The organism is Leptospira sp. GIMC2001 (genome assembly GCF_028462125.1).
Lineage (GTDB): Bacteria > Spirochaetota > Leptospiria > Leptospirales > Leptospiraceae.
Genome location: NZ_CP115468.1, coordinates 2933690 through 2950133, shown reverse-complemented (window position 1 = coordinate 2950133; position 16444 = coordinate 2933690). Strand labels below are relative to the sequence as shown.

Genomic DNA, 16444 nt, shown 5'->3' with positions numbered 1-16444 from the left:
CGATTCAATCTCGAAACAGGTATTCCATAACCTTTCGGGATTGCTTCGCGCTTAGTCCTTTACCGAGATATTCACCATCCACCCATATCTCAAGGTGGAGGTGGATTCCTTCGTTCGTTTTGTCCGCCTCTCCCTTTAGTCCTGAATTTCCTGCTTTGCCTATACGGATTCCTTTTTTTATTGCTTTGCCAACTTGGACATTGGGATCAATGCTCGACAAATGATTGTAAGCTGTTAGAATTCCATTCCCATGATCGATCCAGACTTGTCTACCGCCAAAATCCCGATCCACAAAAGTAACAGGATGTTTGCTTGTGAGTAATTTCTGCTTTTCAAAATCTGCTGGAATCATAGGAATATAATCCCAGTCGGCTCGCAAAACAATGCCATCCGCACAATTCAAAATATCCGTATTCTTATCAAGCGGTTTCTCATCAGTGAATAAACCAGATCGGATCGTCCTTATATCAACACCTTTGTGAAAGCCATTGCGATATGCACGGGGTGCGCCTGGAAGAGAATAGTCATTGTTTGGAAGTATCCCTGAGTCAACCGGAAAGAGGAATCCACCTAATCTTGGATCAATTCCATTCAATAGAGAATTTTCTAAATATATTTTGAAATCGGATACAACTACTGGACTATCATCAACATCTGGAAAAAAAACTCGAATCATCGAAGCATCAATCCCCGGGAACTTATGCTTATTGTATCTTTTGGGATTGGGATTTTCTACTAGCGTTTGCCATTTGCCCCAGACATTGACTTGAATCTGGTAGCCACCAATTTTTCGAAAGAATCCCCAACTTGGAAAATGAACTTCCACAGAATCCATTAGCCTTTTCTCGGAAAAATCAACTAGGATCCACTCAGGTTCGGAATTTTTATCTGACATCCAAGAAGTTTTTATATTGGAATCAAAAAGATTTCGAACTTGGTAGTTACCCAGAGATCCAGATGAGACGGAATAGTGGAAGGGAATTCTTGTATGTCTACCGAAATCAAAAAATCCTGAAGTTGGATCGTCTTCCGTGTTTGCTTCTATGGATTTTTTGGTATCAGAATTTGAATCACTTAGTGTGGACAACTTAGTTTCTGAGGAGACTGGAAGAATAATAAACGTTAGAGCAATGAAAAAAATAATTGCCCTAACTAAAATCACTCGATTATTCAAAATCTCCTCTTCTAAACGGAAGAATTTGCCCTGAATGTTTTGAATTTTTTCGTTTATCTTCTTCAATAAATGTATAATCCCAAGAATCTCCAATATTGTTATCTTCTAAATGGAGGTTCGGGCGCATAGCGCGCACAATTCCATTGGCGTCTGTATAGAGAGATCTTCTTCCAAAGAAATAACTTTCTGCTTCCTTTGGATGAAGGATTTTACTCTTCTTGCCTTTCATACTATAGGCAAGTTTGATATTGTCTGATAGATCCTTGAGGTCTTTTGGATCAGCTGATATTGAATGATCAGGGCCATCTGCTTTTTTGTCTAAGGTGAAATGTTTTTCTATCACAGTTGCATCCATCGAAACTGCAATGCTTGCACCTAAGAAACCGGCACTATGATCAGAAAATCCAAGTGGTCCATCCGTTAGATCTTTATAAATCTGTAATGTATTGAGATTTAAGGATTCGGAAGGAGCAGGATAGAGTGATACACAATGCATTAGGCATAGGCTTTCTACATCTCTATCTTTTAGAAATTCCAAAGCTCGAATTACTTCAGATAGATTGGATGCACCTGTGGAAAGAAAGATTGGTAATTTGCTTGAAGCTACTTTTTCTAATAGTTCTGAGTTTACGATATCACCGGATGCTATTTTGAGAGCCGGAACTTCCAAATTCACAAGCAGATCCACTGATTCAGAATCCAGAGGAGTTGAGAAAAAAATCAGTCCATTATCATTTGCCGTTTTTTGAAATTCACGATGGAATTTTTCGTTCAATTCGTATTTTTTAAAAATATCAAATAGAAATTTTGCACGATCCTGTGTTGAATCAATGAAGTTCTGAGTATTGTAGGTTTGAAATTTGACAGCCTGTGCTCCAGCTTTTGCGGCAGCTTCAATGGTTCGTTTGCCAATTTCCAAATCGTTATTGTGGTTTAACCCAATTTCTGCAATTAGAAAGGGAGGATCTTCACGAGATATAATTAAATCTTCAGTAAGCTCTATACATTCTTGGAACATACTTAATTTATCGGCTAAAAACCTAAAACACTACCGATTTGGTATACTAAAAATGCAGAAACATAAGCAAGTATAGTCATATAAGCAAATTGGAAACTGGGCCAGAAATAAGAGTTTGTTTCTTTTCTCACAACAGCAAGAGTCGACATGCATTGGCTCGCAAATGCGAAGAACACCAAGATACTCATTCCAGTGAGTGGTGTCCATAGAGGTTCCCCTTTTTCGTTGCGGTCATTTAGCATAGCTTCTCTGAGATTCGGATTTTCTTCGTCGGCATCTTCGATCTCGTAGAGTACAGCAAGTGTTGAAACCATCACCTCTCTCGCAGCAAAAGATGTGATCAATGCGATTCCGATTTTCCAATCATAACCAAGTGGTTCAATTACAGGTTCAATCACTTTACCAATTTTTGCAGCATAAGAAGTTTTGATGCCAGAAGCATTTTCAATCTCAGTTGATATAGGCGTTTCTGAATCAGCTTGGATTTGTACATCATCAATTGGATAGTAAGATATAAACCAGAGTAGAATAGAAATATAAAGAATGATCTGTCCTGCATTCTTGAGGAAAGCTTTGATCTTGACCAAAACATTTTGTGCAATACTTAGCATCGAAGGCATCTTATAGCTCGGCAATTCCATTAGGAAATAGGATGCTGATTCTCGAAATAAGGTGCGCTTGAAAATCAATCCGAATATGAGAGAAGTGAGTAGGCCAAGGAAGAACATAAGAAATAGGACAAATCCTTGAAGATTGAATATGCCAAACAATCTTTCAGATGTAAAGACTGCCCCGACAACCAAAATATACACTGGATATCGTGCAGAACACATAACCAAAGGTGATATCATAATAGTTGTCATGCGATCAGATTTGTTTTCGATAGTTCTAGTTCCCATAATTGCGGGAACTGCACAAGCTGCAGACGATAGCAGTGGAATAAAACTTTTTCCTGACAGACCAAATTTGCCCATAAAGCGATCCATGACAAAAGAAACCCTTGCCATATAACCTGACTCTTCCATGATTCCTATAAAAAAGAATAATAAACTTATCTGTGGTATAAATACAAGGACGCTTCCCACTCCACCTAATATTCCATCAACGAACAATGAAGAAAGTGGTCCCTGAGGAAGTAAGCCCTTACTTCCTTCTTGCAAGATTCCAATACCTGATTCTATCCAATCCATCGGATACTCAGCCCAAGTGAAAAGAAATTGGAAAACCAAAGCCATGATTGCAAGGAATATTCCGACTCCAAAATAGGGGTGAAGTAAAACTTTATCAGCTCGATCAATTGATAATTGATTTTGATCCGACAGATGGGTAACTGAAGAAGTTACTAATTTCTTGATATAAATGGATTTGGATACGAGTTCTTCTTGCTCAGAAAAAATACCTTGCTTGGATTCTTCTACAATCAATTCCTTAGTTGCCGGATTGAATAGGTTAGAAAATCTCTTTAGATACTCAGATTGATTTGGATTATTTTCATATTTTAAAGTTTGCAAAATAGCAAACTCTACAAGTCGATTGGAATCGGAGTTAACAGATTGAATAATTTTTTGATAGATTTTCTCTTCTTTCGCAGGAAATTTCCAAATTCTATTTCCCATTTTAAAATTATCCGGATTATTGATTTTATCTTTTAATGCGTTACAATTTTCTCCAGTTTTTGCGTTGATCAGGATAAATTCTAAGCCTGTAATTTTGGATAATTTTTCTATATCGATATTGATTTTTCTTCGGTGGAGGATATCTTTCATTGTTAGCACAACAAGAATTGGTGCACCTGTATCTATTATAGAAATCAGGAATTGAAAGCTCCGTTCCAATTGAACGGAATCCATTACAAAAATGATTTTGTCATTTTGTTTTCTGGATAGAATGATATCGGAAGTGAGTTTTCGATCTTCGCTATTGCCTTCTAAGCTATAAGATCCAGGAAGATCCCAGAGTTCTTTTTCTCCATAGACGGTGTCTACAAAGCCAGTTTTCTTCTCAACGGTTACACCGTGAAAATTACCAGTCTTTTGCCTAAGTCCCGTTAGACGATTGAATAGAGTGGATTTGCCACAATTTGGGTTGCCAACTAGTAAGTATTTAAAGTCATTTTCATGAATGGTTGACATTTATTTTTTCCGATATAGCGATGGGCATAGCAAGTATGATTGAACTATTGATCTGTATAACCATTTTTTTTTGTGATTCATACACTTCAAGAACGGCTATCGAACTACCAGGAAGTAATCCTTGATCCCAACAGTCTCGAAGTAGGTTCTTGTCCATTTCCTGATCGTCAATGGTTAGGATGATTCCCATATTGCCAATTGGCAGATCACTAAGCTTTATAATTTTTTCAGAGGTTATGTTTGTATTAGTTTTTGACAAATTCAGAGTTTTCTTCATTTGCTGATGTATTTTTTCTGATCTCGGATGATATTGATCTCTGGTGCAAGACTCTGAACATAGCGATCAAAATACAAAATCTGCTTGATGAGTAGACCGAACTCTCTGGGAATTTTCAATCCATTGGTCTCTGTAATTTCTTTTATATCAAACATGATTCTATTCAACTGATGGTCATCGATGGCGGCAACATTTCCGGATTGAAGCTTTTCCATAATTGAAAACATTTCTGTAAATACAGAATTTAAATCTTTAACTAATTTCTGTTTGTCGATCTTGGCTTCAGTCGAGTCCATAAGAATCAATCCGTCAGCAACGAGATTGGCTTCTCCAAAACTCATTCCTTGCATGAACATCATCAGACCTTCCCATACTTTCGGTGATATACGTCCCACAATTCCAAAATCTATAAAACCAATCTTGCCATCTTTTAGAATGAGAAGATTCCCTGCATGAACATCTGCATGAAAGAATCCAGACTGCGCAAGAGAGGAAAACCAAACTTCGAGAGCGGTTTCTAAAACTTTTTTTGGATCTTTTGTGAAGGATCTGAGCCCGACTTCATCAGTGATCGGTGATCCATAGAATCGCTCCATAGTTAGAACTCTTTTCGAGCTATAGGCATGATAAACTCTTGGAACAACAGCTCGGTTCTCGCCCACTTTAAGCAAATAATTTTCGAACTCTTCTATGTTAGCTGCTTCTCGGATAAAATCCGTTTCCTCTAAAATTGATTTTCTGAATTCTTCAACCATTCCTGTGAGTCCAGAGCTTTTGAATTTAGGAGCAAATTTCTCAAGTATCCAAGTTAGAACCAAGATAAGATTCATATCAGTTTCGAGAAGGTCTTCGATTCCAGGTCTTTGGATTTTGACTACGACATCCAATCCTTCTTTGGTAATGGCTCCGTGCACTTGGGCAATCGATGCAGACGCGATGGGAACTTCATTGAAGCTGTGGAATACAGAATGTACGTCTTCACCTAATTCCTTAATGATGATCCGACGAATATCGTGAATCGAAACAGGTTTTACTTGATCGAGACATTTCTGCATCTCATCTACGAATTCTGTTGGAAAAATAGAAGGTGCCGAGGCTATGAATTGCCCTAGTTTTATATATGTTGCTCCTAGATCTTCGAAGGCTTCGCGAAGTTTCAAAGCAACAGATCTGAGGGGAGGATTACCTGATAAGATTTCAAATGCTAATCCACCCAACTTAGTGGAAAAGATAGCTCCAGAGTGAATGATTCGAAGACCGCTGCTAAAGAATCCTGACATAGATACATTTTTTCGAGATAAAGAAAATGGGAAAACCATTTTTATTTTGGTTTACTTGAGACCCCTTCGTTTAAAATGAAGCGTAACGATCGCAATGTCCAAAGAAACTGTTCTCTATCAAGAGCTAGAAAAGCTCGATATGACCGAGCTTAAGAAGACCGCTCAATTATGGAACCTACCTAAGTTTCCAGTCAAAGATAAAAAGACCGCAATACAATATTTAATTAGCAGTTTTACTGATGAATTTTATCTGAAATGGGTCTTAGAAAAATTTTCAAGCTTACAAGTTACAATCATTACGCATATTCTTAAGAATAAGAACGTTATGACTCTTGGTGAGATATCACGAAAAGTGAATATTCCACCCATCAATGTTGAGATGGAGCTAAATCTTCTGCGTAAATACTTCATGGTTTACCAGAGGAAGAATCGTGAGAGACTCACCAACAATTTAGATAAATACCATTTCTACGAAGAAATTGCGGGAATTGTAAAGAGCGATCAGAATGCAAAGGGTGAAAAGTTCAAGTATTCCATAGAGAAAGAACTTGCCAAAGTTGAATTATCGTATTTCCACCACGACTGGTTGGAAGCTCAATCTGTAAAGAAAGCAGATTCACATTTTCTCAAAAATGCAATCTCCAATGAAGGAATCCAAAAGACTCTAGACTCATTGGATGAATTCCAACGAGATGTTTTGCATAAGATTTACATCCATGGTGGCGTTATCGAAATGGATGTTCTTCGCAATTATATCATAACGAATCGTGGCAAATTTGAAGTGAGCATTCCGCACTTAACGAATTTGCATTTGATACGAGATGTTTACTTTGTTGAAGATAAATTTATTCGAGTAGCGATCATTCCAAAAGAAATTTTGGAATATATTCAGACCAATCCATTGCTTCCACCAATTAAGAAAGGTACCAAGCAGAGAACTGAGAAGAGGGCGACCAATCAACTAGATTTTTATCTTAACTCTAAGAAGTTGATTTCGTACATTTCTAGAAAAGGTCTAAATCTTGCGAAATCTGGAAAGATCAAACAAGCTGATCACAAGAGAACGGAAACTGAATTACTAAATCCTGATATTGATATATTTCCTGAGAAGAGCCAAGTTTATCAGATTGAATTGATTCTTCCTATATTGCGACTTATGAATTTGGTGGATATCAAAGGTGAGAATGTTGTTCTCACAGGTGATATTGATGAGTTCCAGACTCGTGATATATTCGAATTGATGCGCAATATCATTCACGAAGTGAATGAAGCGAGATCCAGACGACTGAATCCTCCAGAAGTTTTCTTATCTACAGAAGTGCCATTTTATGATAAGCCTATATTAGATAAATGTGTTAAATTGATCATGAATTATGGTTCGATCAATGTTCATGTGATTTTCTCTAATATCATTCGAGAGCATTTGATTTTTGCTCCAGGCTTTCGAATCAAAACTTTCGAAGAAGATCTTGCTGATCTTCGAAAAGAGATTCAATCTGCAATTTTCTATCTTCATCTTTTTGGATTGATTGAAGTCGAATATCCAAATCGTCAATTGTCGCTTGCGGATCTTGGCAAGTTCTATTTCAACCAAGATGAATTGTCACAAGCAACAGAGAAGGGCGGAATTACTATCAATCCTGATATGTCGATTATTGCATTCCCTGATCGAGTTTCGATCTATGGAATCAACTTAATGAAGGCATTTGCAGAGTTGAAGGATTATGATCGTGTTTATACTTTCATTCTCACCAAGGATTCTTTCCAATCAGGGATTTTACTTGGTTACAATCCAAAAGAATTTATTCATTTTCTAAGAGAAAGCAATAAGGGTGAACTCGCACAGAACTTATTGTTCTTACTCGAAGATTGGGGATCTAATCTTCCAATAGTCACCATCACCGAGGATTCTGTTTTAGTTAGAACCAAAGATCCAAACGTGATGGAATTGCTAATGGGTCAGATAAAGGGCAAAAAGTTTGTGATTGAAGAAATCTCTCCGACCGGTATTATCATTGATAAAACCAGAGTCATGGAAGTGATCGCAATTGCTGAGCGTCTAAACCTTATTATACGACTGAATCGATAGTCAGAGAGGGAGGGGCTTAAGCCCCGTTCGTCCACCCAACCCAACCCAACCCATCCCATCCCATCCCATCCTGTTCTAATTCTTTAACCAATCAGCATATTAGAAATTATAGGTATTCCTCTATTCTCAAGGGCAATTGAGTTGATCAGTCCATTAGGGGACAGTTCAAGAAATTTTGGTTGTATTTTAAATATTTGGAAGGATAGACTTCCAAGAAATGGAAGTCTGTTTCAGAATCAGCTTATTTATCAATATCTGTGATTTTGATCTTGGTCTTAAAATTCCATTTGCGGAAGTTGGAGACAGCTTCGAGTCTTTCTTCACTGACGAAGAAAAGTCGATCTCCGTATTTGACTAAGCCACCTTTATAGTAGGCATATTTGGTCTTGTGATCAACCATTCCTAATTCTGTTACCTTGTTCCAATCATCACAAGTCTTCAGTGTAGGAACTTTTCTGAGATGGAGTTCCTTAATTGAATTCCCTTGAACAGCGTCTCTTAATACCTTTTCCCATTCCATATACAACCATGTGAAGGGGTAATAATGAAAAAGAAAACATTTTTTTATTCAATTATTCATTTATCAATTTTTTTCGAAATCGAACATAGAATTCTTGAAACCCTTTAGAACGCCAATAATCCATTGCTTCTTGATTGGCTGCAATAGCTCTAAGTTCCAGAGATTGAATACCATTTGATTTGGCCCAATCTGAGACTGAGTCTATTAGCAAACTCATATATCCATTTTTTTTTCGGCCATTCTTTGTGACCGCAATATCAATATAGAGAGTTTTTTCTTCAACTAGAAAAGGTTTATCTTCTACTCGAGCTATAATTAGCGAGACCAATTCGGAATCCTCTGTTCGGAATCCACGAAAAACAACCTTATCTGTTCCAGCTAACTTCAAGTAAATGTCTACAAATTTGGTTGCAGCTCTTGGTCGAATCTGGAACAGACCGTCCAGATCGAGAGAGTTGATCTTGCGAAAAAACTGACCAACCAATTCAATCGCTTCTTCTCGATCCTCCGCGCTAAGGTCAACTATAGGCATAGATTCAATTTGTCCATTTAACTGAGTTGGTTATTCAGACTCAGTTTACAATTTCTCAATAAAATAAGATTTGAGAGAAGTTACTGGAATCCTGTCTTGATTCATTGTATCTCTTTCTCGAACCGTCACTGTATTGTCTTCCATTGTGTTATAATCAATTGTTATACAGAATGGAGTTCCGATTTCATCTTGCCTTCTGTATCGCTTGCCTATTGCGCCACCTTCATCGTATTCACAATACCAATGTTCTGAAAGAGAGTCATATATTTCTTTGGCCTTTTCCGCTAGTCCATCTTTCTTCATAAGTGGGAAAATCCCTATTTTGACAGGTGCAACTTTTGGATGAAGATGTAACACTGTTCGAATATCACCATCTTCTAATTTTTCTTCTTCATAGGCATCAGCAAGAACTGCAAGAAAAAGTCGATTCAGTCCGAGTGCAGGCTCAACCACATATGGAAGGAACTTCTTTTTATTTTCTTGATCAATATATTTCAAATCTTCTCCAGAGAATTTCTCGTGTTGTGTAAGATCGAAATCGGTTCTTGAAGCAATGCCCCAAAGCTCTCCCCAACCGAATGGGTATTTGAATTCAATATCTGACGTCTTGTCACTGTAATGCGAGAGTTCTTCTGGATCATGGTCACGGATTCGAATGCTATCCGGCTTTAGGCCAACAACATTGATAAGCCATGTCATACAATAATCAACCCAATGGCTGAACCATTTCCCTTGGGTGCCAGGCTCACAGAAAAACTCCATCTCCATCTGTTCGAACTCGCGAGTTCTGAAAATAAATTGACGAGCCATGATTTCATTTCGAAAAGACTTTCCTATCTGAGCGATTCCAAATGGAATTTTCCTGCGAGAAATCTGAGATACATTTTTAAAGTTAATAAAAATTCCCTGTGCAGTTTCTGGTCTCAGATAGATTTCGGTTGCATCTTCTTCAGACGCACCATGAGAAGTCTTGAACATAAGATTGAATTGGCGGGCTGGGGTAAAAGTTTTTTCCGAACCACAGTTTGGACATTTATAATTCTCTTCTAAAATGATCTGTGTCATCTCATCTAAAGATTTTCCTACACAGAAATTTTCCCCTTTCTTATCTTCTAAGAATTTATCAACCCTGAAGCGACTTCTGCAGCTTTTGCAATCCATCAATGGATCATTGAAATTGGAAACGTGACCAGATGCCTCCCAAACTTTTGGGTGAAGCAAAATAGACGAATCTAAGCCAAGAACATCGTCTCGTTTGTGAACAAAATACTGCCACCATAGTTTCTTGAGGTTTAATAAAATTTCGATTCCTTGGGGTCCGTAATCAAAAGTGTTCGAAAGACCTCCGTAGATTTCTGAGCCTCCAAATACAAAACCACGACGTTTTGCGAGGGATACGATTTGTTTGAGTGAAGAATCTTCTTTAATGTTTTCCTTGGCCATACGACTGTCATGATTTGAAGATTCTCCGAAAAGGAAAAGAATTTTCTTGGAATACACTTCCCGTAGCAGATGATGGCATTATGAAACGAGCAGTAAGTATCTTACTTTGGATGAGCCCTTTTCTCCATCTGGGAATTTTTTTTCCGCTCGGCGTATGGGTAATTTTTGGAAAAGATCAGAAATTACGATCTCAAAGTTTTACTTTGATAGTTTTGCATATTTTTATATTTATTCTATTTTATGGTTTGGAACTTTCTTCATTGCTAGGAATGAGTTGGGAGACGCGAATCTTTGGCGATGTAGAGTCTGGTTCAGAATCTTGGATAGGTTTTGCTTATCTTGTTGGTTTGCTTTTTCTACTAATCAATTACTCTTACTCATTGTTTGAGATTAAACGCTCATCTTTAAAAACTCGGATTCGATTGAAGCAGAACAAAATGACTCGAATCAGCTGGGTTCTACTAGTTTGGCTTATTGCTTCCGTATTATCTATGTTATCTACAATCTATGAAAAAGGATTATTCTTTACCAATATTTTTGCACCCATGGGAAGAGAGAAGGAATTGCTTGCAGTCTACATTCTTTCTTTAGGCATGGTGCATTCTTGGTTTTCCGGGGGAAGACCATTTGCTGTACTCACGACCTTGTTTAGAAGACTGTCAGTTGGTTTTTATAAGCGAAGAGTATTCCTCGCAAAAGTTCATAATCTTGATAAGCCCAGTCCGGAACTGACTAAAGAAGTTTATAAATCAGCACGATTGCGTGATTATTTTTTACCAGGTTGGGGACATATCTATGCTGGCGATTTCTGGAAAGGTTTTCCTTTATTATTCATTTTTCTTATTTCCATATTTATTTTTGGAGTTGCGTATTTTGCAAAAGAAAGCCCCATACTTGGAATTCAATTCCTTGCATCATGGGGACTCAAGCCTGGAATTCCAGATAAAGAATTTTTTCTCAAAGCAAGCAGCTATAAGTATATAATTATATTCGCTAGTCTCGTGATTGCGATTTATGTTTTCTCTAAATTTCTACTAATCCAGTATTTTCAAAATTTGAGATTTGATAGGGAGCCTCAGAGAAATTCACTTCGTATTGGATTTATGAATCATCTACCCATATCTCTTTTGGTTCATTTAATCTTTCTTGTGATCCTTGTAATAATACCTTTTACATTGCAGAGGCAGAAGCCATCAGATTCGAAGAAAGACCAGGCAAAACACTTTCAACCGGAAAATCTTGAATTCTATTTTATTGATCCGAATATTCCAGATTCAGTGGAAGACTTGAACGGTGGTGTGATAACGGGAACCGAAACGCCGAACCAAGAGCAAGGTGAGAAAATCTCTGATGAGAAAGTATCCGACAATGGACCCGTTAAAGGTTATGTAAAAAAAATCAAAGGAAAGAAAGTTCCAGCTACATATTCTAATTATATTTCAGCGAAGATGCGTGGACCAGAAAGTTATCTAGACTATTGGAGAAGAGCTCCTAAACCGTATTCGTCCGTTGTTGCATATACTATCACTAGCGATGGTTATGTGGAGGATGTAGAAATTGTCGAAGGTTCGGAATATCCAGATCAAGATTTACTTACAATTGAACTAATTGAAGGACTATCACCCTTGATGTCGCCTCCATCCAAAAACGGAAATGATATTCGTGTAACCGAGCTTTTTTGGAATGGAACATTAGATCCAGATGCTATGCCAACTCCACTTCAAAAAGAAATGGTTACTCATTTCGATGGACGATACATGGAGGAGATCGAATGAAATTTGAAGATCTAACAATAACCGCTTTAGTTTGGGGATTCTTTTCCATATTGCCCTGGGCATATGTACTAATTGCAACTTATCCAAAAAGTTTTGGAAATAGTTTATCAATAGATCAAAATACAACAAAGCAAATTTCATTTTTACGAGTTTTGATGGTCTCTGCTTTATGTTTTCTTGCAGGAATTCTTTCGACCTATCTCATCTTAGAAGTAAATCCTATCATATGGCCACAAGTAGAAATCAAAGCCAAAAAACCAAAATCTCTTCTTACTCAGACTATACATCTAGCATTTATTCAAGCTGGAATGGTTGAAGAAGCATTCAAGATTAGTTTTATTCTGTTGATTGGTTTTTTTCTTTTGAGAAATCCAGATAAAACTTGGAATAAAGGAATTGTTCCGGCGGCAGGATTTACAGCACTTGGTTTTGCTTTTATAGAAAATTCATACTATATATTTAGTGAAGTTCCAGAAAAGAGATTTGAAACCTATATCGGACGAACAATCCATTCTTCCAATATTCATATGCTAATCAATCTATGCTTCGCATTGTTTTTGTTAAAGTCAAATTCCATTCCAAGTATTTCTAGCAGACGCGGGCTTGTAGGCTTTGCTTTTTTCCTTGCTGTTATGCAACACGGCGTAGTGGACTTCTTTCTTATTCCTGCTTCAAATTTAGGAGCATGGATTGCAACTGCAATGTTTATTGGGATCTGGGTCTGGGTTGTGCGAGACTACCGAGTCTATGTTCTTGATAAGAAACTTAATCCGATTTAGGTTCTGAAATTTCTGAATCTAATAAACGTAAGACCCTCGATAAATGTGTTGAGCAATTTTCATGCTCAACGATTCTCTAAAGTAACATTCTCTAAAGTAACGATTTTCAATGAACAAATTCGAATATTAACTAATCACTAAAGTTTTATTTTTTAGTTTTAGTCTGTAGTTTAAAACTTTTGTATTCAACAAATTCGATATCTGATAGCTCGAGTCGAGTTGTTCCTTTGGTTGAATGCAGAATGATTGTATCGCCGATCTGAGTAATAATTGCACCCGATAATTTCTCACCGTTAGACATATTTACTATTTCTAATATACTGTAGTAGTTCTGAATGTCTTTCTCAGATTCAAGTTTCTTTTCATTCGCTCTGGTTTCAATATTCCCAATTGCATTTTCCATTTCTTCTTTATGATTGGCAGCAATTTTGTTTTCTATTTCTTCGGATTTTGATTCGTCTTTTATTTCTTGATTTGCAATTGATTCGGTTATTAATTCTTCTCTGGTTGGAACTAAGGTCTCGACTTCCGCCTGTTTCTGCGGAGTAATTTCAAAATTTGATTTCTGTAACAAGTTGTCGCTATCAGTCACTAACTTATCGATTTTCTCTATACTAGGAAGCTCACCATCTTTTTTATAATTGATTAGATGAAAAATTTCGTGAAAGGTCGGATTGATCTGAGACTCTTCTGTTGCTCCAAGAATCACTTCCTTCGATTCAAGCAATGATATTAATTTCTCATAGCTTTCTTTTTCTAATGGATCTTTTTGAATTTCTTTGAGTTCATCCATTCGAAAAGATATAGCAACGGATCCTTCAAAAACTTTTATTTTCGGGATTTTATCTTTTTCTAGTTCGACGCTAAACGTAGTTCCTCTAACTCCCGCAACAGCGGTTGGAGTTTTTACTTGAAAATCATCGTTTGATTTCAATTTTTTGGTTTTTACTAATAATTCTCCCCAACTGATATTGACGGTAGTTTGTCCAGAATTTGCTGCTCCCAAAGATTCTAGTTTTAGATTGGTATAAGCTTTGATTCGTAATAAATTTCCTTGCGGACTTTGTAGATCAATTGATCCGGAACCTGTCTTGATCTGGTCATTCGCAAAAAGTACCATGCCTTGTTTTGGTGATATACTTTCCGTTTTCTCAGCATGTGTCCGAATAATTTCCACTTCTCCATTTGTAAAAATCACGACTATTCCTGGATTGGACTCAGATCTCGCTCCAAACCATTCACTGGGTTTACAATGAACAAAAAATATTAAAATTGAGAGAGTTGTTAATACAAATATAAATCCATGTTTTTGTGAATTATTTCTTTTCGATTTAAATTTCTGCATTGATTGGTTCCTTAATTCTAAAATCTCGCTAAATAAATAATTCTACCTATTGAGCTTTATGTATACATTCAGTTTTTTGTAAATGATAGGCTATTTGATTTGTTGACTATTAGCAATCACTAATTTATGTAACAGCTAGATTATTTAATATTTCCAAAAAAACAGAAAAATAATCTAAAAAAATGAAATATTGCACTTAAATACAAATAGTTATTGTTTGTAAGCATGTGCCGTTAATGAGACTCAGCAGCATGATCGAATGATTTCTTCCATATTTTCGAGTATCAAACGCAGCTTGCGAATCGCCTCAGTTGGATTGAGGAAGTAGAACATTTGACGACCTTCCTTGATCCGTCCAAGAATTCCCGCTTCGAACAATATGTTCAGGTGACGAGAAATTACCGATCGATCTAGGCTAGATTTCTCACTCAATTGAGATATATCAGCCCGCTCCATTCTAATAACCTGCTTCAATAGATCAACTCGACTTGGTTCAGATAAAGCCGTTAAGAATTTCGCATCTAAGACTTGGCTTAGGCTAGCTAGTGTCTTTTCCTTAAGTTCTTCCTTTGAAAGCTTTATAGCTGATTTTTTCGTCATCCAGACCAGCCTTTATCCTAAAAAAAACTAGTCATCTTTTTTTATTTTAATATTGACAATATATGCATATAGGTGCACATATACATATATTGGGAACAAAGTTTTCTCAAAGGGAGTGAATATGAATAATCTAGAAATTTCTTCAATTTTTATAGGAGCCTACTCGATGCTCGCATTTGTAGACGGGGTATATTTCCATCTCTGGAAATACAGATTGTATGCATTCGAGCAGAGTTTATATGAACACAAATTACATACAGTTCGCGCATTGCTATTTCCCATAATGATATTCGGCCTTTATCTCTATGATATCCGTGGAATAGCATTTATAATAATTTTTGGTCTTGTTATAGCTGATCTTATCGTTCAATTTATTGATATATGGGAAGAGAGGAATGCGCGAAAGAATCTGGGAGGACTTGAACCCATGGAATATTTGGTTCATTGCATTCTAATAACTCTCCACACAATTGCATTATCCTTTTACGTTGTGAGTAAAGATTTTTCGGCTTGGTCATTGACTAGTTCTCCTATTGTGATTCAATCGGGAATTGTTTATTTTATCGCAACAAATTTATTACCAGGTGCAATTGTGATTGCAATAACTCATCTAGCTTTGATCCTTCCCTCATTTCGAAGCAATGAAGCTAACGATTTTTGGTTTCCAGAAATTCTAAATAAAATCTGCTGCTTTCCTAAACGAGCTCAGTAAAAATAAATATTAATATATAAGCATATATTCATATACAACGGCAAACGGATTGGGGATTTTAAGTTATCCTAGCGAGGAAATCAGTCTCAATCCGTTTGATATAGTTTTTGTCATGAGAGATAAGATACATTTGAACATTTCCTTCATAAATAGAAATTAGTTGAGTAGCAAGATCGTAAGGATCCATACTTTCTGGCAATTGTCTATCTTTCTTGCAATCTTCAAAATACTTCCCAATAATTTGTATCCAATCATTCAATGCTGATTTTAAGACTGCATGAAAACTTTCTCTATCTGATAGAGTTTGAGAACTGAAATTAGCAAAGGGGCATCCCATGAATTGATCAGATCTTGTCTGTCTGAGTATCATATTAATCCAAGTTCGAATAAAATCTTTTAAATTCGGATTCTGTTGGGACAATTTTTTTACAAAATCAAGGATAGATATTTTTTGCGATTCCAAATATGCGATTCCTAAATCTTTTTTACTCGGGAAATATTTATACAAACTATTCTTGTGAGTGCCCGATTCTTCTAAGATTTGATTGATCCCAGTTGCATCATAACCTTGAATATAGAATAATCTCTGGGAGGTTTCAAGGATTCTTTCTTTTGGCTTATCGTTCATAATGTATCTATTTTAAATTGATTTCTTAATCAAAATTCTGATCTATTCACATTTTTTAAAAAATGGACTGTTCTGTCTATTTTTTTCTTGCTTTTTTCGTTAAGATATTTTATTGTAATTCCATTGCGAATAGACAGACT

The 16444-nt window shown here is 36.5% G+C and carries 15 protein-coding genes; 4 read left to right on the top strand and 11 right to left on the bottom strand.

The features are described from left to right. Positions 1 to 4 precede the first annotated feature (4 nt). Genes O4O04_RS15085 through O4O04_RS15065 form a run of 5 tightly spaced genes read right to left on the bottom strand, consistent with a single transcriptional unit; the run spans position 5 to position 5881 of the window. Complete coding sequence (locus O4O04_RS15085) at positions 5 to 1240, bottom strand: M23 family metallopeptidase (protein WP_272532616.1); 1236 nt, start codon at positions 1238 to 1240, stop codon at positions 5 to 7. Then, positions 1167 to 2192: an N-acetylneuraminate synthase family protein gene (locus tag O4O04_RS15080; RefSeq protein ID WP_272532615.1), complete on the bottom strand. Its 1026-nt coding sequence runs from the start codon at positions 2190 to 2192 to the stop codon at positions 1167 to 1169. Before O4O04_RS15080 ends, O4O04_RS15085 begins: the two co-directional genes overlap by 74 nt. A gap of 14 nt (positions 2193 to 2206) precedes the next feature. After that, a complete protein-coding gene (feoB, locus tag O4O04_RS15075) occupies positions 2207 to 4324 on the bottom strand; it encodes a ferrous iron transport protein B (RefSeq protein ID WP_272532614.1) in 2118 nt (705 codons plus the stop codon). Then, positions 4308 to 4583 (bottom strand): FeoA family protein, encoded by a 276-nt coding sequence (locus O4O04_RS15070; protein WP_272532613.1) that lies wholly within the window; start codon positions 4581 to 4583, stop codon positions 4308 to 4310. The genes feoB and O4O04_RS15070 overlap by 17 nt, the downstream gene beginning before the upstream one ends. A 14-nt stretch (positions 4584 to 4597) precedes the next feature. After that, positions 4598 to 5881, bottom strand: a complete 1284-nt coding sequence (locus tag O4O04_RS15065; protein ID WP_272532612.1) for an ABC1 kinase family protein — start codon at positions 5879 to 5881, stop codon at positions 4598 to 4600. Between the two features lie 94 nt (positions 5882 to 5975). Between O4O04_RS15065 and O4O04_RS15060 the strand changes: the two genes are divergently transcribed. Then, positions 5976 to 7970, top strand: a complete 1995-nt coding sequence (locus tag O4O04_RS15060) for a helicase (protein ID WP_272532610.1) — start codon at positions 5976 to 5978, stop codon at positions 7968 to 7970. 241 nt (positions 7971 to 8211) lie between these two features. Here O4O04_RS15060 and O4O04_RS15055 read toward each other — a convergent pair whose 3' ends face one another. Genes O4O04_RS15055 through O4O04_RS15045 form a run of 3 tightly spaced genes read right to left on the bottom strand, consistent with a single transcriptional unit; the run spans position 8212 to position 10465 of the window. After that, positions 8212 to 8490: a hypothetical protein gene (locus O4O04_RS15055; protein WP_272532609.1), complete on the bottom strand. Its 279-nt coding sequence runs from the start codon at positions 8488 to 8490 to the stop codon at positions 8212 to 8214. 52 nt (positions 8491 to 8542) lie between these two features. Further along, the gene (locus tag O4O04_RS15050) at positions 8543 to 9022 is read right to left on the bottom strand and encodes a GNAT family N-acetyltransferase (protein WP_272532608.1); all 480 of its coding nucleotides are present in this window, start codon (positions 9020 to 9022) and stop codon (positions 8543 to 8545) included. A 45-nt stretch (positions 9023 to 9067) separates the two neighbouring features. Then, complete coding sequence (locus tag O4O04_RS15045) at positions 9068 to 10465, bottom strand: glycine--tRNA ligase (RefSeq protein WP_272532607.1); 1398 nt, start codon at positions 10463 to 10465, stop codon at positions 9068 to 9070. 14 nt (positions 10466 to 10479) lie between these two features. On the opposite strand from O4O04_RS15045, the gene O4O04_RS15040 reads away from it, so the two are divergent. Next, positions 10480 to 12240, top strand: a complete 1761-nt coding sequence (locus tag O4O04_RS15040; RefSeq protein WP_272532606.1) for an energy transducer TonB — start codon at positions 10480 to 10482, stop codon at positions 12238 to 12240. Then, positions 12237 to 13019, top strand: coding sequence for a PrsW family glutamic-type intramembrane protease (locus O4O04_RS15035; RefSeq protein WP_272532605.1), 783 nt, complete (start codon positions 12237 to 12239; stop codon positions 13017 to 13019). Before O4O04_RS15040 ends, O4O04_RS15035 begins: the two co-directional genes overlap by 4 nt. Before the next feature lie 145 nt (positions 13020 to 13164). On the opposite strand, the gene O4O04_RS15030 is transcribed toward O4O04_RS15035, so the two are convergent. Together O4O04_RS15030 and O4O04_RS15025 are read right to left on the bottom strand one after the other, a co-directional pair. Continuing rightward, positions 13165 to 14364, bottom strand: a complete 1200-nt coding sequence (locus O4O04_RS15030; protein WP_272532604.1) for a FecR family protein — start codon at positions 14362 to 14364, stop codon at positions 13165 to 13167. A 243-nt stretch (positions 14365 to 14607) separates the two neighbouring features. Beyond that, positions 14608 to 14964 carry an ArsR/SmtB family transcription factor gene (locus tag O4O04_RS15025; RefSeq protein ID WP_272532603.1) on the bottom strand — a complete coding sequence of 119 codons (357 nt, stop codon included), beginning with the start codon at positions 14962 to 14964 and terminating at the stop codon, positions 14608 to 14610. A gap of 121 nt (positions 14965 to 15085) precedes the next feature. On the opposite strand from O4O04_RS15025, the gene O4O04_RS15020 reads away from it, so the two are divergent. Beyond that, positions 15086 to 15676: a hypothetical protein gene (locus O4O04_RS15020; RefSeq protein ID WP_272532602.1), complete on the top strand. Its 591-nt coding sequence runs from the start codon at positions 15086 to 15088 to the stop codon at positions 15674 to 15676. A gap of 58 nt (positions 15677 to 15734) precedes the next feature. On the opposite strand, the gene O4O04_RS15015 is transcribed toward O4O04_RS15020, so the two are convergent. Further along, positions 15735 to 16304, bottom strand: a complete 570-nt coding sequence (locus O4O04_RS15015) for a TetR/AcrR family transcriptional regulator (protein WP_272532601.1) — start codon at positions 16302 to 16304, stop codon at positions 15735 to 15737. Positions 16305 to 16444 lie beyond the last annotated feature (140 nt).